16 protein-coding genes and 1 tRNA gene are annotated in these 20,490 nt (G+C 64.9%); 5 read left to right on the top strand and 12 right to left on the bottom strand.

The window, feature by feature from the left end; genetic code table 11:
* Positions 1 to 137: 137 nt before the first annotated feature.
* Together B5D38_RS09660 and B5D38_RS09665 are read right to left on the bottom strand one after the other, a co-directional pair.
* On the bottom strand, positions 138 to 1,622 hold the full coding sequence (locus B5D38_RS09660; protein ID WP_280949382.1) for a DHA2 family efflux MFS transporter permease subunit: 1,485 nt from the start codon (positions 1,620 to 1,622) through the stop codon (positions 138 to 140).
* Positions 1,623 to 1,687: 65 nt separating this feature from the next.
* Entirely contained in the window at positions 1,688 to 2,887 is a 1,200-nt protein-coding gene (locus B5D38_RS09665; RefSeq protein WP_245319010.1) for an HlyD family secretion protein, read from the bottom strand.
* Between the two features lie 165 nt (positions 2,888 to 3,052).
* Between B5D38_RS09665 and B5D38_RS09670 the strand changes: the two genes are divergently transcribed.
* Positions 3,053 to 3,661: a TetR/AcrR family transcriptional regulator gene (locus tag B5D38_RS09670; RefSeq protein ID WP_207552923.1), complete on the top strand. Its 609-nt coding sequence runs from the start codon at positions 3,053 to 3,055 to the stop codon at positions 3,659 to 3,661.
* Positions 3,662 to 3,692: 31 nt separating this feature from the next.
* On the opposite strand, the gene B5D38_RS09675 is transcribed toward B5D38_RS09670, so the two are convergent.
* The 4 genes from B5D38_RS09675 to aroA all read right to left on the bottom strand — a co-directional run bounded on the left by B5D38_RS09675 (position 3,693) and on the right by aroA (position 8,318).
* Positions 3,693 to 4,118 (bottom strand): hypothetical protein, encoded by a 426-nt coding sequence (locus B5D38_RS09675; RefSeq protein ID WP_165690821.1) that lies wholly within the window; start codon positions 4,116 to 4,118, stop codon positions 3,693 to 3,695.
* A 193-nt stretch (positions 4,119 to 4,311) separates the two neighbouring features.
* Positions 4,312 to 6,036: a 30S ribosomal protein S1 gene (gene rpsA, locus B5D38_RS09680; protein WP_078708188.1), complete on the bottom strand. Its 1,725-nt coding sequence runs from the start codon at positions 6,034 to 6,036 to the stop codon at positions 4,312 to 4,314.
* A gap of 279 nt (positions 6,037 to 6,315) precedes the next feature.
* The gene (gene cmk / locus B5D38_RS09685; protein ID WP_078708189.1) at positions 6,316 to 6,957 is read right to left on the bottom strand and encodes a (d)CMP kinase; all 642 of its coding nucleotides are present in this window, start codon (positions 6,955 to 6,957) and stop codon (positions 6,316 to 6,318) included.
* Positions 6,954 to 8,318, bottom strand: a complete 1,365-nt coding sequence (gene aroA / locus B5D38_RS09690) for a 3-phosphoshikimate 1-carboxyvinyltransferase (RefSeq protein WP_078708190.1) — start codon at positions 8,316 to 8,318, stop codon at positions 6,954 to 6,956. The genes cmk and aroA overlap by 4 nt, the downstream gene beginning before the upstream one ends.
* 172 nt (positions 8,319 to 8,490) lie before the next feature.
* On the opposite strand from aroA, the gene B5D38_RS09695 reads away from it, so the two are divergent.
* The 3 genes from B5D38_RS09695 (at position 8,491) to B5D38_RS09710 (ending at position 9,995) form a co-directional block, all read left to right on the top strand.
* The gene (locus B5D38_RS09695; protein WP_078708259.1) at positions 8,491 to 8,874 is read left to right on the top strand and encodes a TIGR02300 family protein; all 384 of its coding nucleotides are present in this window, start codon (positions 8,491 to 8,493) and stop codon (positions 8,872 to 8,874) included.
* 366 nt (positions 8,875 to 9,240) lie between these two features.
* Positions 9,241 to 9,316 (top strand) — tRNA-Ala (locus B5D38_RS09705).
* A 304-nt stretch (positions 9,317 to 9,620) separates the two neighbouring features.
* Positions 9,621 to 9,995 (top strand): PH domain-containing protein, encoded by a 375-nt coding sequence (locus B5D38_RS09710; RefSeq protein ID WP_165690822.1) that lies wholly within the window; start codon positions 9,621 to 9,623, stop codon positions 9,993 to 9,995.
* Positions 9,996 to 10,095: 100 nt separating this feature from the next.
* Here the strand turns inward: B5D38_RS09710 and B5D38_RS09715 are convergent, their stop codons facing one another.
* The 5 genes from B5D38_RS09715 to B5D38_RS09735 all read right to left on the bottom strand — a co-directional run bounded on the left by B5D38_RS09715 (position 10,096) and on the right by B5D38_RS09735 (position 18,101).
* Positions 10,096 to 12,531 (bottom strand): phosphoketolase family protein, encoded by a 2,436-nt coding sequence (locus B5D38_RS09715; RefSeq protein ID WP_078708193.1) that lies wholly within the window; start codon positions 12,529 to 12,531, stop codon positions 10,096 to 10,098.
* Between the two features lie 475 nt (positions 12,532 to 13,006).
* The gene (locus tag B5D38_RS09720; RefSeq protein ID WP_078708194.1) at positions 13,007 to 14,476 is read right to left on the bottom strand and encodes a mannitol dehydrogenase family protein; all 1,470 of its coding nucleotides are present in this window, start codon (positions 14,474 to 14,476) and stop codon (positions 13,007 to 13,009) included.
* A 22-nt stretch (positions 14,477 to 14,498) separates the two neighbouring features.
* Positions 14,499 to 15,512, bottom strand: coding sequence for an ABC transporter permease (locus B5D38_RS09725; protein WP_078708195.1), 1,014 nt, complete (start codon positions 15,510 to 15,512; stop codon positions 14,499 to 14,501).
* A 49-nt stretch (positions 15,513 to 15,561) separates the two neighbouring features.
* Positions 15,562 to 17,058: a sugar ABC transporter ATP-binding protein gene (locus B5D38_RS09730; RefSeq protein WP_078708196.1), complete on the bottom strand. Its 1,497-nt coding sequence runs from the start codon at positions 17,056 to 17,058 to the stop codon at positions 15,562 to 15,564.
* Between the two features lie 71 nt (positions 17,059 to 17,129).
* Positions 17,130 to 18,101, bottom strand: coding sequence for a substrate-binding domain-containing protein (locus tag B5D38_RS09735; RefSeq protein ID WP_078708197.1), 972 nt, complete (start codon positions 18,099 to 18,101; stop codon positions 17,130 to 17,132).
* A 454-nt stretch (positions 18,102 to 18,555) separates the two neighbouring features.
* On the opposite strand from B5D38_RS09735, the gene B5D38_RS09740 reads away from it, so the two are divergent.
* On the top strand, positions 18,556 to 19,488 hold the full coding sequence (locus B5D38_RS09740; protein ID WP_078708198.1) for an AraC family transcriptional regulator: 933 nt from the start codon (positions 18,556 to 18,558) through the stop codon (positions 19,486 to 19,488).
* 129 nt (positions 19,489 to 19,617) lie between these two features.
* Here the strand turns inward: B5D38_RS09740 and B5D38_RS09745 are convergent, their stop codons facing one another.
* Positions 19,618 to 20,409, bottom strand: coding sequence for an SDR family NAD(P)-dependent oxidoreductase (locus B5D38_RS09745; protein WP_078708199.1), 792 nt, complete (start codon positions 20,407 to 20,409; stop codon positions 19,618 to 19,620).
* Between the last annotated feature and the right edge of the window lie 81 nt (positions 20,410 to 20,490).

Genomic DNA, 20,490 nt, shown 5'->3' on the forward strand with positions numbered 1-20,490 from the left:
GATACTTCTGAGGAACTTATTGTATGAGATTTTGGTTCCGACAAGCTGGACGAATCTCCGCGTTCAGCCGATTGCCGTTGAGGAATGCCTCGTCGCCGACGGGGTGCTGCGGCCGCCAGCCGTGGAACGCGGACGACCTATCGCCCGGCAATCGTCGGCTTCCTCATGATGAGCACGAGCGGCATCAGGGCGAGCGTGACCAGCATCATCAGCTTGAAGTCGTCGATATAGGCGATCATCGATGCCTGCGCGGTGATCTGGGAATTGATCACCGACAGGAGCGTCGCGTGATCGAGGCCGGTTCCCTCCAGAACGCCGGTGAGGCGCGGCGAGGACGGCGTGAGCTTGCCCGTCATCTCGGTGCGGTTGATGGCGATGTTCCACGACAGGATGGCCGAGGCGAGCGAGATGCCGATGGAGGAGCCTATGTTGCGCACGAGGCTGAAGAGCCCGGCCGCGTTCGCCCGGTGGCGCGGCTCCAGCGTTGAGAAGGCGATCGTCGACAGCGGCACAAAGACGAAGCCGAGACCGAAGCCCTGGACGATGCCGCTGCTGACGATCGGCGAGCGCCCCATGAGGACGGAATAGCCGGTCATCATGTGGAGCGAGTAGGCGGTAAGGCCGAGGCCGAACAGGATCAGCAGCCTGACGTCGACACGTCCGACGAGACGCCCGACCACCATCATGGCCATCATCGTTCCGAGGCCGCGCGGCGCCAGGACGAGGCCGGTGAGGCTGACCGGATAGCCCAGGATGTTCTGCAGCATTCCCGGCAGCAGCGCCGAGCCGGCAAGGAGGATAGCGCCCACCATGAAGACCAGCAGAACGGCCGTCATGAGATTCCTGTCCTTGAGGATCACCGGGTCGATGAAAGGGTGGTCGCTGCCGGCGATATGGAAGGCGAACATCCAGATGCCGCTGACCGCGAGCCCGGTCTCGATCCAGATTTCGCTCGAGGCGAACCAGTCAAGGTCCTGCCCGCGATCCAGCATCATCTGCAGCGCGCCGATGGCGAGCGATAGCATGAAGAAGCCGATGAAATCGAAGACGCGGGGCCGCGAGGGCACCTTGGGCAGGAAGAACAGGATGCCGAAGAAGGCGAGAATGCCCACCGGCAGATTGACGAAGAAGACGTAGCGCCAGTCGAAGGTTTCCGTCAGCCAGCCGCCGAGCGTCGGGCCGATGATCGGCCCGAGCATGACGCCGGCGCCCCAGAAGGCCATCGCCTGGCCGTGCCTCTCCTTGGGATTGATGTCGAGGAGCACCGTCTGGGAGAGCGGCACCAGGCAGGCGCCGAACAGCCCCTGGAGAACGCGGAACAGAACCATCTCGTTGAGGCTGGAGGCGATGCCGCAGGCCATGGAGATGATGGTGAAGCCGGCGACCGAGGTGTTGAACACCTGGCGCAGCCCGAAGCGGTCCGTGAGCCAGCCGGTGAGCGGCGTCATGATTGCCGCCGCCACGATGTAGGAAGTGAGCACCCAGGTTATCTGGTCCTGCCCCGCGCCCAACGATCCGCGCATCGAGGGCAGCGCCACGTTGGCGATGGTGGAATCCAACGCCTGCATCACCGTCGCCAGCATGATCGAAAGGGTGAGCAGCCCCTTGTGGCGCACCTCGATCGTCTCGCCAGCAGCCTTGGCCGCCCTGTCGGTGGGCGCGGCCGGCCCGCGCCGTGAGGCCTCGCTCACCGACGCACTTCCGCATAACCGCGCGGCGGCCGGGCCGCGTCGAGAAGGCGCTGAAGTCCGAGCCGCTCGGCCGCCGCCACGACGAATTTCGGCAGGCCGCGCGCGTGACCGGTATCGACGTCGACCGCAACGCTCAGGCCAACGCGGAGCGGCGGCGCACCCTTTGGATCATCCAGCGCAATGCGCACAGGCAGGCGCTGAACCACCTTCACCCAGTTGCCCGAAGCGTTCTGCGCTGGGATGAGCGAGAAGGCGGAACCTGTGCCCGCGCCGATGCTCTCGACCCGCCCTTTGAGCGTCACGTCGGGATAGGCATCGACCGTCACCTTCGCCGGCTGACCGACGGCCATGTGAGTGAGATCGGACTCCTTGTAGTTCGCCTCGATGTGCGTCGAACTTGTTTCGACCAGCGCGAGAACGGAGCTTCCCGGCGCGACGTACTGACCTTTTTGGAGGAGATTCGTCAGCGTGACGACACCGTCGACGGGTGCGTAGACCTTGGTGCGCGAAAGGTCGAGCTCGGCCGAGTGAAGCTTTGCCAGCGCCACCATGACCTCGGGGTGCGCGTCGGTCATAATATCCGGGTCACCGCCCAGCGCGGCCCGCGCGCTGGCGATGTCCTGGTCGGACGAGACGAGATCACCCGCGGCGTTCTGGAGCGTCAGGTTCGCCTGATCGAGCGCCGCCTGCGCCACGATGCCATGACCCGCGAGATCGGACTGGCGCTTCTGCTGCGCCTTGGCGATCTCGACCGCATCCTCCGACGTTTTCCGCTTCGCCACAGCCTTGGCATAGGCCGCCTTCAGCTTCTCGACGTCAAGCCTCGCCGACGCGACCGCCGCCTCGGCCTGCTCCACGTTGTTGCGATAGGCGGCGTCGTCGATGGCGAAGAGGAGGCTGCCTCTGGCGACTACCTCGTTCTCGTGGGCGCCCACCTCGACGATCCGCCCGCTGACCTGGGGAATGACGCTGACGAGATCCTGCTGGATGTAGGCGTCATCGGTGCCGACATCGCGGCCGCCGGTGACGTAGACATAGGCGCCTCCGGCCGCGAGCAGCAGCGGCAGGCTGATCATGAGAAGAAAGCGCAGCCCTCTCCGCGTGCGGCGGCGCAGCGGCGCGCCGCCCGAGGGAAGCGGGGCGGGCCGCTCGGCAACTTGGGCGGGCGGGGAAGCTGGCTCGGCGGACGTGCTCATGAGCATTACCCTGGGTATCGAGAAAGGTCCCGGCGTTCCCGCATTGGTCTCGGAGCGGGCGGAAGCAGGGGCTGCTTGCATGATAAGGAACAGATGTGTACCTAATATTCTGGCATATTGACGTCAATAGGGTACGTAGGCGTTCCTTAAAGTGGTGAACTGTCCGTGACCAAAAGAGAAAGGCGCCGGGGCTCGGCGCTTGAAGATGCCATTCTGGACGCGGCCTGGGCAGAGCTGATCGAAACCGGCTATGGCCGCCTGACGATGGAAAGCGTGGCCCAGCGCGCGGCGACCAGCCGCACGGTGCTCTATCGCCGCTGGCCGAGCCTCGCCGATCTCGCGGTCGCCGCCGTGCGCCACAACGTTCGTAAGACGCCTGTCGAGATTCCTGACACCGGGGGCCTCAGGGGCGATCTCATCGACATTCTTCTGCAATTCGCAAAGCGCGGCGCCGGCACCGGCCTCGTTCTCATCGCCCAGATGCGCGACTATTTCGCGGAGACCGGAACGACACCGGCCGACCTCAGGTCGCGCCTTGCGGTGGGCGAGCAGAAGTGGATGGACATCATCCTCGAGCGCGGCATCGCGCGCGGCGAGATCGATGCGGCCAGGGTCACGCCGCGCATCACGGCCCTTCCTGCCGATCTCTTGAGGAACGAGCTATTGATGACGCTTCGCCCCGTGCCGAGGGACGTCGTCATCGAGATCGTCGACCAGATCTTCCTGCCGCTGGTGAGCAAGGAGGTCGCGACCGCTCTCTCTGGCCGGGAATAGATCCGCGCGGCAAGTCGAGAGCGGGGCGGGCTTAGGACGCCGCCTTCAAGGCCCCGTCGATGAGCGCGTTGGCCACCGTCATGCGCCGGTTCGCCGTCTCGCGAAACTGCGGGCCGAAAAGGTCGGGATGGTTCGTCGCGGCGAATCGGCGGCGAAGCCGCTTCAACTCCTCCACGGAGAGCCCGTCAAGCGGCCCGAGTTCTTCCGCCACCATCGCGGGATCGGCGTTGAACGGGCGGAGATCGGGAGACGATCCGGCGTGGAGCGCATAGCCTTCGCGCGCCTGGTCCGCCGCCGTCGGACCGAAGGCCGCCTCGATGGTCGACAGGACGTTCCAGAAGCCGTCGGACGTCATCCGGAAGGCGCGATCCTCGCCCTCTTCCCCGAGCCCGGCATGCCAGACTTCGTCGAGGACGTCCTCGAAGGCACGCGCCGCAAATTGTTCCTGACGCAACACGGTAAGGCACCCGATCCTTTGACCGGGGAGAGCATGCCGCGCCGTGATGAATCCTGGGTTAAAGCTGACCTCAGGCTGGCCCGAAACTGACGTCGCACGCCTTCAAGCCTTGCCAAAATAGAAAAAGCCCGCGGAGCGTCACGCACCGCGGGCCGAATCAGTTGCCCGGCGAAAGCCGCCGGGCGTCTTGGTGTCAGGAATTGTCGTCCTGACGGCCCCGCAGCGCGGCGCCAAGAATGTCGCCCAGCGAGGCGCCGGAGTCGGTCGAGCCGTACTGCTGAACGGCTTCCTTCTCCTCGGCGATCTGCAGCGCCTTGATGGAGACGCCGACGCGACGGGCCTTCTTGTCGAACTGGGTGACGCGAGCGTCCACCTTCTGTCCGACCGAGAAGCGCTCGGGGCGCTGCTCGTCGCGATCGCGAGCGAGATCGGCGCGGCGGATGAAGGAGGTGAGGTCGGTATCGACGATCTTCACCTCGAGGCCGCCGTCCTTCACGCCCGTCACCTCGCAGGTGACGACCGAGCCACGACGCATCTCGCCGCTCTCGGAAGCCTGGACGAACGGATCGCCCGCAACCTGCTTGATGCCGAGCGAGATCCGCTCCTTGTCAACGTCGACGTCAAGAACCTGCGCCTTGACCACGTCGCCCTTGTTGAACTCCTCGATGACCTGCTCGCCGGGACGGTTCCAGTCGAGGTCGGAGAGGTGGACCATGCCGTCCACATCGCCTTCGAGGCCGATGAACAGGCCGAACTCGGTCTTGTTCTTGACCTCGCCCTCGATGACGGTGCCGACCGGATGAGCATCGCGGAAGGCTTCCCAGGGGTTCTGCAGGGTCTGCTTGAGGCCCAGCGAGATGCGGCGCTTGACCGGATCGACCTCGAGCACGACCACCTCGACCTCCTGGGAGGTGGAGAGGATCTTGCCCGGATGGACGTTCTTCTTGGTCCAGCTCATCTCGGAAACGTGGATGAGGCCCTCGATGCCGGGCTCCAGCTCGACGAACGCACCGTAGTCGGTGATGTTCGTCACGCGGCCCGTGACCTTGACGCCCATCGGGTACTTGACGCCGATGCCGTCCCAGGGATCCGCCTCGAGCTGCTTCATGCCGAGCGAGATGCGGTGCGTTTCCTGGTTGATGCGGATGATCTGCACCTTCACCGTCTGGCCGATCTGCAGGATCTCGGTCGGATGGTTGACACGGCGCCATGCCATGTCGGTCACGTGCAGCAGGCCGTCGATGCCGCCGAGGTCGACGAACGCACCGTAATCGGTGATGTTCTTGACCACGCCCTCGACCACCTGCCCCTCTTCGAGGTTCTGGACGATCTCGGAGCGCTGTTCGGCGCGGCTCTCTTCGAGGACGGTGCGGCGGGAGACGACGATGTTGCCGCGCCGCTTGTCCATCTTCAGGATCTGGAAGGGCTGCGGGGTGTTCATCAGCGGCGTCACGTCGCGGATCGGCCGGATGTCCACCTGGCTGCGCGGCAGGAAGGCCACGGCGCCGTCGAGATCGACGGTGAAGCCGCCCTTGACCTGGTTGAAGATCTGACCCTCGACCTTCTCACCGGCGTTGAACTTCTCTTCGAGCTTGACCCAGCTCTCCTCGCGGCGCGCCTTGTCGCGCGACAGCACGGCCTCGCCGAGGGCGTTCTCGATGCGCTCGACATAGACCTCGACGGTGTCGCCGATCTTGAGCTCGCCGTCCTTGCCCTTGGAGCCGAACTCCTTCAGCGCGACGCGGCCCTCAACCTTGAGGCCGGCGTCGATGACCGCCATGTCCTTTTCGATGCCGACCACGGTTCCCTTGACCACGGAGCCTTCGGCGACGTCGTGGTCCTGGAAGGAAGCTTCCAGCATGGCGGCGAAATCATCGCGAGACGGCTTGCCATCGCGCGGCAGGTTCACATTCGACATTCTTTCTCCTTGGATGCCCGACAACTGTCGATGAAGCCGGACGGCGCCAATATGGGTTCGTGTTGATCATTGCATCGTCGGCGGTCCAGCCCGCTCTCCTCGATTGAAGGATCGCGGGCTCGAAAGGCCGGGGGTTGCCCAGGCGGTTCGATCGGCGCGGCGGACCGCCGAAATGCAGATTCATGCTGGAATGGAAAGACGGCTCCCACAAGGGATATCGCCCGTCCATGCCAGAAAAGGGCGTGCCCTGTGAGCCAGGGCCGCCCTGATGAATGAATTTCACTCGGCCCGGTGACGATCGACGAGATCGCAGGCCGCTTGAAACGCCGTCTCTATATCCATTTCGCTGGTGTCGAGCAAGTGCGCGTCGGCGGCGGGCTTCAACGGCGAATCGGCGCGCCCCATATCGCGCGCGTCCCGCCGCTTCAGGTCCTCCAGCACGTCCTCCAGGCGCGCGTCCCCACCCTTGGAGAGAATCTCGGCATGGCGGCGTTCGGCCCTTCGCTCGGCCGAGGCCGTGACATAGAGCTTCACGTCCGCGTCGGGCAGGACGACGGTTCCGATATCGCGCCCGTCGAGAACCGCCCCCTTGCCCGTCTCGGCAAAGCGGCGCTGCGCCGCCACCAGGGCCTGACGCACGGGAACCATGACGGCGACCTTCGAGGCGGCCTCGCCGATCACATGGTCGGAGAGAATGCCCGCATCGAGCGCCGAGAGGTCCAGCACTTCGGCCGCCCTCCTCGCCGCCGCCTCGTCGTCGAGCGCGGCGCCCGCGTCGATCAGCGCCTTGGCGACAGCGCGATAGGAGAGGCCGGTGTCGAGATGGGCGAGGCCATAGGTCGCGGCGATCCGCCGGGCGAGCGTTCCCTTGCCGGATGCCGCCGGCCCGTCGATGGCGATGGTGAGGCGCGGCCGAATCATCTCCCCTCCTCCGAAACATCGTCCAACGTGCCGCCGAGCGCCGTCATCAGGGACAGGAACTCGGGGAAGCTAGTGGCGATCATCCGCCCGTCATCGACCGTCACCGGCCGCTCCGCGGCGAGGCCGAGGACGAGGAAGCTCATGGCGATGCGGTGATCGAGATGAGTGGCAACGGTGCCGCCGCCCATTCCCTTGCCGTCCGGCCGCCCCGTGACCACGAGCCAGTCCTCGCCGGCCTGATGTGTGACGCCGTTGGCAAGAAGGCCCGCCGCGACGGCGGCAAGACGATCCGATTCCTTGACCCTCAGCTCGCCAAGCCCCTGCATCCGCGTCTCGCCTTCGGCAAAGGCCGCCGCGACGGCGAGCACCGGATATTCGTCGATCATCGACGGCGCGCGCTCCGCCGGCACGTTGACGCCCTTCAGGGCCGAATGGCGCACATGCAGGTCGCCCACCTCCTCGCCGCCGGCCGAACGCCGGTTCTCGATGGCGATCGAGGCGCCCATCTCGATCAGCGTCTCGATGAGGCCGGTGCGTGTCGGATTGAGCAGCACGTTCTCGATGACGACGTCCGAGCCGGGCACGATCAGCGCGGCGACCAACGGGAAGGCTGCCGAGGATGGATCGCCCGGCACCACCAGATCGGCGATGCCGCCGAGCGTTCCCTGCCCGACCACCGCGATCTGGCGGGCGCCGGCCGCGTCCGTCTCGACGGAAAGCTCGGCGCCGAAGCCGATCAACATCTTCTCGGTGTGGTCCCTCGTCGCCACCGGCTCGATGACCGTGGTCACGCCCGGCGCGTTGAGCCCGGCGAGGAGCACGGCCGACTTCACCTGGGCCGAGGCCATGGGCAGGCGATAGACGATGGGCGCGGCCGTGCGCGGCCCGTGGAGCGTCAGCGGCAGCCGGTCTCCCGACCGGGCGGCGACCTGGCATCCCATCAGCCGAAGCGGATCGAGCACGCGCCCCATCGGCCGCTTCGACAACGACGGATCGCCGACGAAGGTCGCGCCGAAATCATAGGCCCCGACGAGCCCCATGGTCAGGCGCGCGCCGGTGCCGGCATTGCCGAAATCGAGCGGTGCCTCCGGTTCGAGAAGGCAGCCATTGCCGACGCCGTCCACCAGCCATGCCGCGCCGTCGCGGGCGATGCGGGCGCCCATGGCGCGCATGGCCGCGCCGGTGGCGAGCACGTCCTCGCCCTCCAAAAGCCCGGTGATCCGCGTGCGGCCGGCGGCGAGCGCCCCCAGCATCAACGCGCGGTGGGAAATGGATTTGTCGCCCGGCACGCGGGCCGCGCCCGAAAGGCACTCCGCCCGCCGCGCCCGAATCGGCTTTGCCGCCATAGGCTCTGGCTTCATGCTCGCTCCTGCCGCTCACCCGTTAAGGCTGCTCGTTACCATGGGCTTTCTTCTTCATCCACCCTTTGACAGAAGGGCTTTCACCGGCTTTGACAAGGTTACGGCAAGACCGTAAGGGACCAACCGGATTTAAAGGGTGTTGGAACAGGCCCAGCATCAAGACGAGGCGACGATGGCGAAACCAGAACTCGGCACCAAGCGCATCTGCCCGGAAACCGGGCGCAAGTTCTATGACCTCAACAAGGACCCGATCGTGTCGCCTTATACTGGCGTCGCCTACCCGCGGTCTTATTTCGAGAGCGAAAGCACTCGGCCGGAGGCCGAGGAAGAAGAGGCGGAGGTCGACGTCGTCGAAGCCGCCGAATCGCCCACCACCGTTCCTCTCTCGGATGTCGAGGAAGAAGAGGAGGCGGGCGCCGACGACGACCTGCCCGATCTCGGAGACGACGAGGAAGACTCCAGCGAGGCTGAGGACGACACCTTCCTCGAGGAAGACGAGGAAGACGACGACATGACCGGCTTCATCGGCGGCGGTCGCAACGACGACGAGGAATAGAGGCTAACGATCGACGGCGGGGCTCGCGGAGTGCCGCCGACGATCCGCCTGCGGGCGGGCCGCGAACGCGACCCCAAGCCCGCCAACGAAAACGAATCGCTTCCCTCCCATTTCTCCCCGTCGTCGGAGCGGATGGGAAGGAGCGGCCTGATCTCCGGCGCCACTGGCCCGGCGGTCGGCCACGGCAGGGTGGCAGCGCCCTTTCAGACCGGCCAGAGACGGCCTCTTCGCGATTTTCGTGAAATGACGCTTGATCTTGGCCGGCAGCTTCAGTAATGAACCGCCGTTGCCCCGACGGGGTCCGAACCCAAAACGGACCGAAACGTCGGAAGCCCGGTCGAAGGACCCGGCGCAACAGCAGTGGATGGGGCCATAGCTCAGTTGGGAGAGCGCTTGAATGGCATTCAAGAGGTCAGGGGTTCGACTCCCCTTGGCTCCACCATTTTCCTCTGCACACCATCGCCAAGTTCGTTGAGTGGCTCGAGCCTGCGCCCATCCGGCGCCATTTGCGCAGCCGGCTACGGAAGATTTCCTTCTCCCAGTACATACCGAGCGGGTTGCCGATCGGCCATCGGGCTCGTCTCATGACACTTTTGGCCGACAGATGGATAGCGCGTGAGACGCCAAGCCGTCGGCAGACGGGCGGACCGACCCCATATTCGTCTCTGTCCTTCCAGCGCCGCCTGAGCGTTACGGAGGCGAAACGGCACCCGGCGTGTGCTGAAGCGAGCGATGGAGCGATTCGAATGATCGATTTTGAGAACAAGGCCGTCTTCAAGCTGAAGGCCAATGACGACTACGCCGAGACCGTCGCCGATCTGCTCGTGCCGGGCGAAGCGGTTCTCGCCTCGTTCAAGTCGATGCGCGACGGCGCCGTCTTCACCGACAGGCGCATCATCGCGGTCAACGTCCAGGGTCTGACCGGATCGAAGCGGGATTTCACCTCGCTGCCCTACAAGAACATCGTCGCCTATTCGGTGGAGACGGCGGGCACCTTCGACATGGACACCGAGCTCGAGGTCTATTTCTCGACGCTGGGATGTGTGCGCTTCGAATTTTCCGGCCGCACGCCCATCAAGGAAATCTCGCGCCTGATCTCGCAGGCGATCTTCTCGCGCTGACGCGGCTCCCGGCGATCGCGCCTTCCATAAAAGAACGGAGCGGCCGAAGCCGCTCCGCGAAGGCCATTCAAGGCCGCTGGCGGAATGTGCCCGCGCCGGATCAGTCGCCGGTGCGCGCCGCCGTGCCGTAGGGCCAGCCCCAGCCGTTGATCTCCGGCATGTCCTCGCCGTGCTCATGGACATAGGCCTTGTGCTCCTTGAGCTTGGCCTCGCAGTACTCCACCGCCGAGCCCGACTGGTTGCGCCAGCCCGGAAGCCGGTCGATGGCATCGAGCGCCAGATGGAAGCGATCGAGGTCGTTGAGCACGACCATGTCGAACGGCGTCGTCGTCGTCCCCTCTTCCTTGTAGCCGCGCACATGGATGTTGTTGTGGTTGGCGCGACGGTAGGTCAGGCGGTGGATCAGCCACGGATAGCCGTGGAAGGCGAAGATCACCGGCTTGTTGCGGGTGAACAGGGCATCGAACGCCATGTCGGTGAGGCCGTGCGGGTGCTCGCCGTGCGACTGGAGCGTCATCAGGTCGACCACGTTGACGACGCGGATTTTCAGCTCCGGCATGTATTTGCGCAGGATGTCGACCGCCGCCAGCGCCTCCAGCGTCGGCACGTCGCCGGCGCAGGCCATGACGAGATCGGGCTCCCCGTCCTCGTCGTTGGACGCCCAGTCCCAGACGCCGATGCCGGCCTGGCAGTGCTTTTCCGCCTGCTCCATGGTCAGCCACTGGGGCGCCGGCTGCTTGCCGGCCACGATCACGTTGATGCGATCCCAGGTGGTCAGGCAGTGATCGGCCACCCACAGAAGCGAGTTGGCGTCCGCCGGCAGGTAGACCCGCACGATGTCGGCCTTCTTGTTGATCACATGGTCGATGAAGCCGGGGTCCTGGTGGGTGAAGCCGTTATGGTCCTGGCGCCAGACGTGGCTCGTCAGGAGATAGTTGAGCGAGGCGATGGGCTTGCGCCATTCGAGATCGCGCGTGATCTTCAGCCACTTGGCGTGCTGATTGAACATCGAATCGACGATGTGGATGAACGCCTCGTAGGTGGAGAAGAAGCCGTGGCGGCCGGTGAGGAGATAGCCCTCCAGCCAGCCCTGGCACAGATGCTCCGACAGAACCTCCATGACGCGGCCGTTCTCGCCAAGGCTCTCGTCGAAGGACTCGCGCTTTTCGATCCACACGCGATCCGTCTCCTGGAAGACGGCGTCGAGGCGGTTGGAGGCCGTCTCGTCGGGACCCATGATGCGGAAGTTCTTGTGCGCCTCGTTTCGCTTCATGACGTCGCGCAGGAACTTGCCGAGCTCGCGCGTCGCCTCGGCGGTCGACCCGCCGGGCCTGGGCACCGCGACCGCGTAGTCGCGGAAGTCCGGCATGTCGAGATCGCGGCGCAAAAGCCCGCCATTGGCCTCGGGCAGCGCGCCCATGCGCTTATCGCCTTTCGGCGCCAGGGCCTTCAGTTCGGGCAACAGCCGGCCATCCTCGCCGAAGAGCTCCTCGGGATGGTAGCTCTTCATCCACTCCTCGAGGAGCTTCAGACTGTCCGCCTTGGTCCTCGTGTCCGTGATCGGCACCTGATGGGCGCGCCAGAAGCCTTCCACCTTCTTGCCGTTCACCTCCTTCGGCCCCGTCCAGCCCTTGGGGCTCTTCAGCACGATCATCGGCCAGCGCGGCTCGCCGGCTTTGCCGCTCTCGCGCGCGTCCTTCTGAATCTGCCGGATGCGGGCGAAGCAGGCGTCCAGCGTCGCCGCCATCAGCGGATGCATCACCGCCGGGTCGTCGCCGGAGACGAAGATCGGGTCGTAGCCGTACCCTTCGAAAAGGCTCCTCAGCTCGCCCTCTTCCATGCGGCCGAACAGCGTCGGATTGGCGATCTTGTAGCCGTTGCAGTGAAGGATCGGCAGCACCGCGCCGTCGCGCACCGGGTTGAGGAACTTGTTGGAGAACCACGACGCGGCGAGCGGCCCGGTCTCGGCCTCGCCGTCGCCGACCACTGCCGCGACCACGAGATCGGGGTTGTCGAAGGCCGCGCCATAGGCATGGAGCAGGGCGTAGCCGAGCTCGCCGCCCTCATGGATGGAGCCGGGCGTTTCGGGCGCCGCATGGCTCGGAATGCCGCCGGGGAAGGAGAACTGCTTCATCAGCGACTTCAGCCCGGCCAGGTCCTCGCCGACCTCGGGATAGATCTCGCTGTAGGAGCCTTCGAGATAGGTGTTGGCCACCATGCCGGGGCCGCCGTGGCCGGGGCCGCAGATGTAGAGCACCTTGCAGTCGTCGCGCACGATGATGCGGTTGAGATGGGCATAGATGAAGTTGAGGCCCGGCGTCGTGCCCCAGTGGCCGAGCAGGCGCGGCTTGGTGTCCTCGAACTTCAGGGGCTCGCGAAGCAGCGGATTGCCCATGAGATAGATCTGGCCGACCGAGAGGTAGTTGGCGGCACGCCAATAGCGGTCGAGCAGCGTCATCTCGTCGGAACTGATCGATTGGGCGGCCTGCTTGATCGCATCGCCATCAAGCGGCGAATGCACGATGTTGGTGTCCATGGGTGGTCTTCTCCAATCGGGTCTGAGTGCGCCGAGCGTATCGGCCGATCGTTGTCTTGCCCGGCGGCGGAACGGTCGCGCTCCTCGCGGCCCCGCCCCCGCAGGACTTCCGATGACCGGCCGCGCCTCCCCGACGGCCGTCACGGCTTCGCAGGAGGCCGCACCGCTCTCGCGGCCGCCCTCCACCTCTCCCGCCGTCGCGCCGACTTCCTCGCCCGATCCGGGCGGGAACGCGGATCGGACGGCGACAGGGATGCGGCGTCGGTGAAATGATGTGGCACCCGCATGCCCGCTGTCGAGGGGGCAGCCGTCAAACGGCCTCGAGAAGGGTGCTTCTAGAGGAAACGGGCTTCCGCATCGGCGAAGCGGGCCGACGCGGAAGCCACATCAGGGCCGCGCAAGGGGAAGGCATTGGGTCGGAGCGCCCTCGCCCCGGCGGCCGGCGTCACGGCGGCTTGCAAGCCGCCGCTCAGCATCACAGGAAGCGCCGAACCGTCTCCTTCGCGCCCACCTCGTAGAGCGAGGCCAGGGCCTCCTTGTAGGGCTCCACGAAGCGCGGATCGTCGATGAGATCGCCGAACACCTCGCGATTCTCGATGAAGGCGGTCGGATTTTTCCGATTGTTCTGAGCGATACCCATCAGCTCGTCCTTGAGGCGGTCGACCACCTCGATGGGCTCGCCCTTTTCGTCTTTTCCTTCCGCATAGCGCGCCCAGCTGGCGACCACCGCCGCGCTGCGCCGCACCTCGCCGCCGCTCGCGAGATTCTCGCGCACCACCGGCAGCAGCCACTTCGGGATGCGGTCGGAACTTTCCGCGCACAGGCGGGCGAGCGTGTCGCGCACCTCCGGATTGGCGAAGCGCTCGATCAGCGTCTTGCGGTAATCGGCGAGATCGACGCCGGGAACCGGGCGCAACGTCGGCGTGCCCTCGAGCGTCATGTAGTTCATCAGGAACTCGGCAAAGAGCGGATCGTCGGCGACTTCATGAGCGTAGCGGTAGCCCGCAAGGTAGCCGAAATAGGTCAGCGCCTGATGACTGGCGTTGAGCAGGCGCAGCTTCATCAGCTCGTAGGGCACCACATCGGCGACCATCTGCGCCCCGGCCTTCTCGTAGGCCGGCCGGCCGAGCGGGAAATGATCCTCGACCACCCACTGGGTGAAGGGCTCGCACACCACCGGCCAGGCGTCCTCGACGTCGAAGCGCTTGAAGAGCTCCTCGATGTCGGTCTTCGCCGTCACCGGCGTGATGCGGTCCACCATGTCGTTCGGGAAGGCGACCTCCTTTTCGACGAACGCGCCGAGATCGGCATCCTTGGCCTTGGCGAAGGCGGTGAACATCGCCTTGGCGACGTCGCCATTGCTCTGGATGTTGTCGCAGGACAGGATGGTGAAGGGCGCGATGCCGCGCGCCCGCCGCCGCGCCACGGCCTCGACGATAAGCCCGAAGAAGGTCTTCGGCGTCGCGCCGGCCTGAAGGTCATGGGCGATGTCCGGCGTCTCCAGCTGGAACTCGCCGGTGACGTGGTGGAAGTTGTAGCCGCCCTCCGTCACCGTCAGCGAGACGATGCGGGTCGTCGGCGCCGCCATCAGCTCGATCACCGCCTCCGGGTCGTCCGGCGCATAGAGATAGTCGACGATGGAGCCGATGACGCGGGCGTCGTAGTGGCCGTCGGGATGCTTGACCACCATCGTATAGAGGCAGTCTTGCTTCTTGAGGGCGTCGCGCATCCTCATGTCGGCCGGCATGACGCCGACGCCGCAGATGCCGAAGTCGAGCGCCTCGCCCATGTCCATCAGGCGGTCGAGATACATCGCCTGGTGGGCGCGGTGAAAGCCGCCGACGCCGAAGTGGACGATGCCAACCTTGACCTTGGAGCGGTCGTAGCGCGGGCGCTCGACGCTGGCGGGCAGGCGGGAGAGGTTTTGCTGGTTGAGCTCAGTCATGATCTTCGATCTCCGGATGGGATCAGGAACGCGAGGCGTAGCGCAGCTTCAGGCTCTCCAGCATCACCGCCAGGATGATGATGACACCCTTGACGATCTGCTGGTGATAGCCGGGGATGTTCATCAGGTTCATGATGTTGGAGATGACCGAGAGGATCAGCGCGCCGATGATGGTGTTGAAGACCTTGCCGCGGCCGCCCGACAGGCTCGCCCCGCCGACGACGACGGCGGCGATGGCGTCGAGCTCGAAGCCGATGGCCAGGATCGGCGAGCCGACGCCGGTGCGCGTCGAGGCGACGATGCCCGCCACCGCGCAGGCAAAGCCCGAGATGGCATAGACGGCGAACTTGTAGCGCTCGACGCGGATGCCGGCGAAGCGCGTGGCGATTTCGTTGGAGCCGATGGAGATGACCAGCCGCCCGAACACCGTCTTCTTGTAGATGAAGAGGGCGATGGCGAAGCAGGCGATCAGCACGTAGAGGGTCAGCGGCAGGCCGGCGAGGGAATTCACGCCGAAGTCGTTGAAGGCGACATTGTCAATGAAGGCCGGCTGGCCCTTGGAGGCCACCAGCGCGACGCCGCGCGCCACTGTCATGATGGCCAAGGTCGCGATGAACGGTGCGATGCGGAAATAGGCGACGAGAGTGCCCGAGATGACACCGCAGAGTGTGCCGGCGACGAGGCCGGCGAGGATCGCGCCCCAGAGCCCGTATCCGGGCATGACCAGCGCCACCGTGACAGAGACGAGGGCCATCAGTGAGCCGACCGAAAGATCGATGCCGCCGGTCAGGATGACGAAGAGCAGGCCGAGCGAGACGACGCCGAGCGGCACCGACTGGCGCAGGATGTTCGTGAGGTTCGTCACCGAGTAGAAACGGTCCGATAGCATCATCGCCACGATGAGCATCAGGATGAAGACCACGAAGGTCGAGTGTTCGAGCAGCAGCCCGACGATGCTGAAGCGGCCTTGCTTGGCCGAAGCGGCGCCCTGGCCGGCCGAAGGCGTCGATGCGGCGCCCGATGCAGAAGCGTTCATAGCCGTTCCCCCCGATCGGTCTTGGCTTGAATGGTGTTGGAAAGCCGGGTCATGACGCCATCCTCTTCGGGATGGCGAGCGACATGATCGCGGGCTCGGTGAGTTGGTCGCCCGAAAGCTCGCCCGTCACGTGCCCCTCGCTCATGACATAGACCCGGTGGCAAAGCCCGATGAGCTCGACCAGCTCCGATGAAATGACGAGAAGGGCGCAGCCCTCCTCCGCCAGACCGTGGATGATGTTGTAGATCTCGGACTTGGCGCCCACGTCGACGCCGCGCGTCGGCTCGTCGAAGACGAGGAAGTCGCAGCCGACGTTCAGCCATTTGGCCAGAACCACCTTCTGCTGATTGCCGCCCGAGAGGCTCGAGACAGGATCGGTGAGGCGGCCGAGCTTGATGCGCAGCTTGTCCTTGAGGCTTGCCGCGAGACTTGTTTCCTGGCCGTGGCGGATGACGCCGAGCTTCGAGACGCCCGAGAGCTTCGACATCGTCATGTTCTCGTCGATGCCCATGGCGAGCACCGCGCCCTGACGCTTGCGGTCCTCCGGCACGAGGCCGATGCCCTGGCGCACGGCATCGGCGGGATGGGAGACGCGCACCGGCTGGCCGGCCTTCAGGATCTCGCCCTTCTGATAGGAGGCGATGCCGAAGATGCACTCGGCGATCTCGGTGCGGCCCGAGCCGACGAGACCGGCGAGACCGACGATCTCGCCCTTGCGAACCGTGAGGTTGATGTCGTCCAGGACGCCGCGTCTCGTGAGATGGCGAATCTCGAAGTGGACATCGCCAAGTTTTGTGTCCTTGGGCGGATAGAGCGACTTCAGCTCACGCCCAACCATCGCCGTGACCACGTCCTTCTCGGTGCAGGTCTTCGGGTCGAGGTCCGTCACCGTCACGCCATCCTTCACCACGGTGATGGCGTCGGCGATGCGGAAGATCTCTTCCAGGCGGTGGGAGATGTAGAGGATGGTGACGCCCTTGGCCTTCAGCATCCTGAGATTGGAGAAGAGAATCTCGATCTCGGGGCCGGCGAGCACTGCCGTCGGCTCGTCCAGAATGAGGATCGAGACGTCCTTGGCGAGGCTCTTGGTGATCTCCACCATCTGCTGGTAGGCGACGGAAAGATCCCCGACCCGCTTTTTCGGATCGATGGGAAAGCCAAAGGAGGTCAGCAGGCGCCCCGCCTTATCGTTGATCTCCTTCCAGTTGACCGTCTGGCCGCCCTGGCCGAGATCGTCGAGGAAGATGTTCTCGGCCACAGAAAGATCGGGCGAAAGCGCCAGTTCCTGGTGGACGATGCCGATGCCCCTCGCCCGGCTCTGCTGCGGGTTGGTGAAATTCACCTCCTCGCCGTGGACAACGACAGTGCCGCCATCCTTGATGTAGATCCCCGAAAGGATCTTCATGAGGGTCGACTTGCCGGCGCCGTTTTCGCCGCAGATGGCGTGAACGGTGCCTTTTTCGACCTTGAGATTGAAGTTCGAGAGCGCGCGGATGCCGCCGAAGTTTTTTTCGACACCACGAATCTCGATGGCGTAGTTCGTCATGGTTCCCGGTTCCTCCGACCTGTCCCCGGATGGCAAAAGAGCGGGCGCTGGCGCCCGCTCTTCGTCAAACCTTAGAAAATCGACTTCTCGTCATAATGCTCGTCGACATTGTCCTTGGTGATCAGAATAGGATCGATGTACTCGTAGTTGTTGAATGTCCGCTCACCGTCCTCGTATTTCTTGATGATCTCGATGGTCTTTTCGGACAAGAGCTTCGGATTGTTCGATGCCGTCGCCTGCTGCTCACCCCGGCGAATGGCCTCGAGAGAATACTTGTAGCCGTCATGGGCGTAGACCTTGACGTCCTCGAGCTTGCCGGCCGCCTTCAGGGCCCGGATGGCGCCGAGCGCCATGTCGTCCATCTCGGAATAGACGGCGTTGATCTGGTCGCCGTGGGCGACGAGCGCATCCTCCATGGCCTTGAGGCCGCCCTGCTGGTCCCAGTTGCCCCATCCTTGCGCGACGACCTTGAAGTTGGTCTCGCCATAGTCGCGCAGCTGCGCCTCCATCACGCCTTCCATGAAGGCGTCGCGGCGCGCCTGGCCGACGAGATTGCCCTGGTTGCCGGAGATGACGACGACGTTCATCGGCTTGCCGGCGAACTGCTTCACAGCGAACTCGCCGATCAGGTGGTTGTTCTCGCGATTGTTGGCCATGACGCGGGTGATGACCGGCGCCGACAGGGAAATGTCGCTGTCGAGATCGATCACCGGAACGCCCTTGCGGCTTGCCATCTCCGCAATCTTGACGCCCGCGGCCGGGTCCTGGGGATTGAGGACGAGATAGTCGATGCCCTGGGCGAGCATGTCCTCCACATCCGAGATCTGCTTGTTCATGTTGCCGGCGGCGTCGGTCGTGATGATCTCGTATCCCGCCTCGTCGGCCGTCTTCTTCATGTATTCGGTCAGACCGTTGAAGAACGCGCCATTGAGTGTGCGGTTGGAGAAGCCGATCTTCACAGCATCCGCCGCAAGAGCGCCGGACGAAGACACGCCAGCCAGAAGTCCCGCCGCGATAACGGCAGACACGATCATGCTTTTCATTTGAAGGACCCTCCTATCCAAAAGATTCAACCTTGGGACAGGCAGGGACTTCTTCCTCCGGACCCAGGCGAACGCGAGCTGGACCATGCTCCCGCAAATTTTCATTGGCTACGCAGCGGTTGGGGTCATATTTGCAATTCTTGTGAGCGTCCGATGACGGTGCGGGCAATTGCCCACCATATCGACGCCATTTTTGCAGCGTTGCGAGCCATCTTGTCGCAGCCCGACACTGCCGTTCTTTCGAAAATTGAGGAAAATCAAAGACGGCTGGGAGAATAGCCCCCAGTCTAGCCGCCAGCCGCATGGTCGATTTTACAAAGCGGGCGCGCGCGCAAATTGCCGGTGCTTGATTAATTCTTGTCGACGCGGGCGCGAGCGAGCGAGCGGCTGGGAGACCGTCGGAGCCCTTTGGGGGAAAGGGCTCGTCCGGCGCGAGGATCAAGGGAGGAAAGTCATGTTTGCCCAGGCGCTTCGCGAGATCATCACCGCCCCCTTGGGCAACACGTTCCTGGCCTTCACCCACGAGTACCCCTATCCCTACACGGGCTGGCACTACCATCCCGAGTACGAGGTCCACCTCATCCGCAAGACGTCCGGCTCGTTCTATGTCGGCACCCATGCCGGTCAGTTCGACAAGGGCCATGTGGTGATGACGGGACCGAACCTGCCGCACATGTGGGTGACGACCGCCATCGAGCCGGGCGACGAGGCCGGGGACGGGCTCGTTCATGGCCGCGACGTCGTTGTCCAGTTCTCCGCCGAATTCGCCGCCATCTGCATGCGCTCGTTTCGCGACTGCGCACCGCTGGAGCGGCTGCTGGACGAGTCGCGAGCCGGGCTCGAGTTCTCTCCGAAGGCCTCGGAGGAGGTGGAGAAAATCATGGTGGCGCTGCTCGAGGCCGACAGCCTGGACCGCCTCGCCCTCTTCTTTCGCCTGCTGGCCTGCCTTTCGGGCGATGTCGAGCGAGTGCCGCTGTCGGTCGCGCCTCCCAGCGGCCAGGACGATTCCGCCGACCGCCTGACGGCCATCCTCGAATACATCGCCGAGCACTGCACCTCGAGCGATCTCACCTGCGAGAAGATCGCCCGGGTCCATGGAATGAGCCCGCCGAACCTCTCCCATCTCTTCGAGAAGCAGACGCGCTGCACCTGCGTCGAATACATCAACCGGCTGCGCGTCTATAAGGCCTGCCAGCAGCTGGCGGAGACGAACGACTCCATCACCACCATCTGCTATGAGGTGGGCTACAATGTCCTGTCGACCTTCAACCGCAATTTCGTGCGCTTCATCGGCATCACGCCGTCACAGTTCCGCCTGCAGCGGGACCTGAAGCTGCCGCGCGACGACGACCGGGCGCGCCTTCGCTCGCGCGCCCGCGCCGCCTGAACTTCCCGCGCACACCGCAAAACACACGGTTGGGGAACCGTTCGCGCCGGGAGGCGTTATTGAGCCCTGTTTTGTCCGGCTGTCCCGGGAGCCTTCATGGTGCGGGCGGGCTCCCGGGGCCGGGGAAACCTAGAGCGTCCTCAGCCAGCCGCCATCGACGAAATAGGTCGATCCGACGCTGTAGCTGGCCTTGTCCGAGCACAGGAACACGAAGAAATTCGCCAGCTCCTGCGGCGACGCGAAGCGCTTGATCGGCGCGTTCTCGTCGGCGATGCCTTGCAGATAGCCTTCCCAGTCGCCGCCGCTGGACGCCGTCAGTTGCTTGGCCGTCTTGATCCAGTCCGGCGTCAGCACAAGGCCGGGATTGATGGTGTTGACGCGGATGTTGTCCTTGATGACCTCGTTCGCCAGCGTCTTGGAGAACATCATCAACGCCGCCTTGGTGACGTTATAGATGGGCTCGTACCAGAGGGGCTGAACCGCGCAGATCGAGGCGTTGTGGATGATGGCGCCGCCACCCCGCGCCTTCATCTGCGGAACGATGCCACGCGCCAGGCGCACCGCCGCCATGACGTGGAGGTCCCAATAGGCCTGCCACTTGTCGTCGGGCGCTTCCATGATGGTTTCGTTGGAGCCCGTGCCGGCGTTGTTGATCAGGATGTCCGCCCCGCCAAACTCGGCCCGTGCAGCCTCGACGATGGCTGCCACTCCTTCAGCGGTCGCGACGTCGGCAGAGATGCCGGCCGCCTTGACGCCATGGTCGGCGGCGATGCGCGCCGCCTCGGCCTCGACGCGCTCCTTGCCGCGCGCCACCAGCAGAACGTCCGCGCCTTCGGCGGCGAACCCTTCCGCAACGGCGAGGCCGATGCCCACCGACGCGCCGGTGACGACGGCGACCTTCTTCTTGAGACCGAGATCCATGAAAACCCTCCTTGTTCATGGGAGTACGGGCAAGCGGCCATGCTTACTCGCTCTTGCCAAGCCCCGAGAGCACCTCCCGCG

It is taken from the genome of Consotaella salsifontis (assembly GCF_900167365.1).
In the GTDB taxonomy this organism is placed as follows: domain Bacteria; phylum Pseudomonadota; class Alphaproteobacteria; order Rhizobiales; family Rhizobiaceae; genus Consotaella; species Consotaella salsifontis.

Coding starts and splice junctions, on each gene's coding strand:
- B5D38_RS09665 (WP_245319010.1), bottom strand. CDS start 2,887: ATGAGCACGTCCGCCGAGCCAGCTTCCCCGCCCGCCCAAGTTGCCGAG.
- rpsA (WP_078708188.1), bottom strand. CDS start 6,036: ATGTCGAATGTGAACCTGCCGCGCGATGGCAAGCCGTCTCGCGATGAT.
- cmk (WP_078708189.1), bottom strand. CDS start 6,957: ATGATTCGGCCGCGCCTCACCATCGCCATCGACGGGCCGGCGGCATCC.
- aroA (WP_078708190.1), bottom strand. CDS start 8,318: ATGAAGCCAGAGCCTATGGCGGCAAAGCCGATTCGGGCGCGGCGGGCG.
- B5D38_RS09695 (WP_078708259.1), top strand. CDS start 8,491: ATGGCGAAACCAGAACTCGGCACCAAGCGCATCTGCCCGGAAACCGGG.
- B5D38_RS09710 (WP_165690822.1), top strand. CDS start 9,621: ATGATCGATTTTGAGAACAAGGCCGTCTTCAAGCTGAAGGCCAATGAC.
- B5D38_RS09715 (WP_078708193.1), bottom strand. CDS start 12,531: ATGGACACCAACATCGTGCATTCGCCGCTTGATGGCGATGCGATCAAG.
- B5D38_RS09720 (WP_078708194.1), bottom strand. CDS start 14,476: ATGACTGAGCTCAACCAGCAAAACCTCTCCCGCCTGCCCGCCAGCGTC.
- B5D38_RS09725 (WP_078708195.1), bottom strand. CDS start 15,512: ATGAACGCTTCTGCATCGGGCGCCGCATCGACGCCTTCGGCCGGCCAG.
- B5D38_RS09730 (WP_078708196.1), bottom strand. CDS start 17,058: ATGACGAACTACGCCATCGAGATTCGTGGTGTCGAAAAAAACTTCGGC.
- B5D38_RS09735 (WP_078708197.1), bottom strand. CDS start 18,101: ATGAAAAGCATGATCGTGTCTGCCGTTATCGCGGCGGGACTTCTGGCT.
- B5D38_RS09740 (WP_078708198.1), top strand. CDS start 18,556: ATGTTTGCCCAGGCGCTTCGCGAGATCATCACCGCCCCCTTGGGCAAC.
- B5D38_RS09745 (WP_078708199.1), bottom strand. CDS start 20,409: ATGGATCTCGGTCTCAAGAAGAAGGTCGCCGTCGTCACCGGCGCGTCG.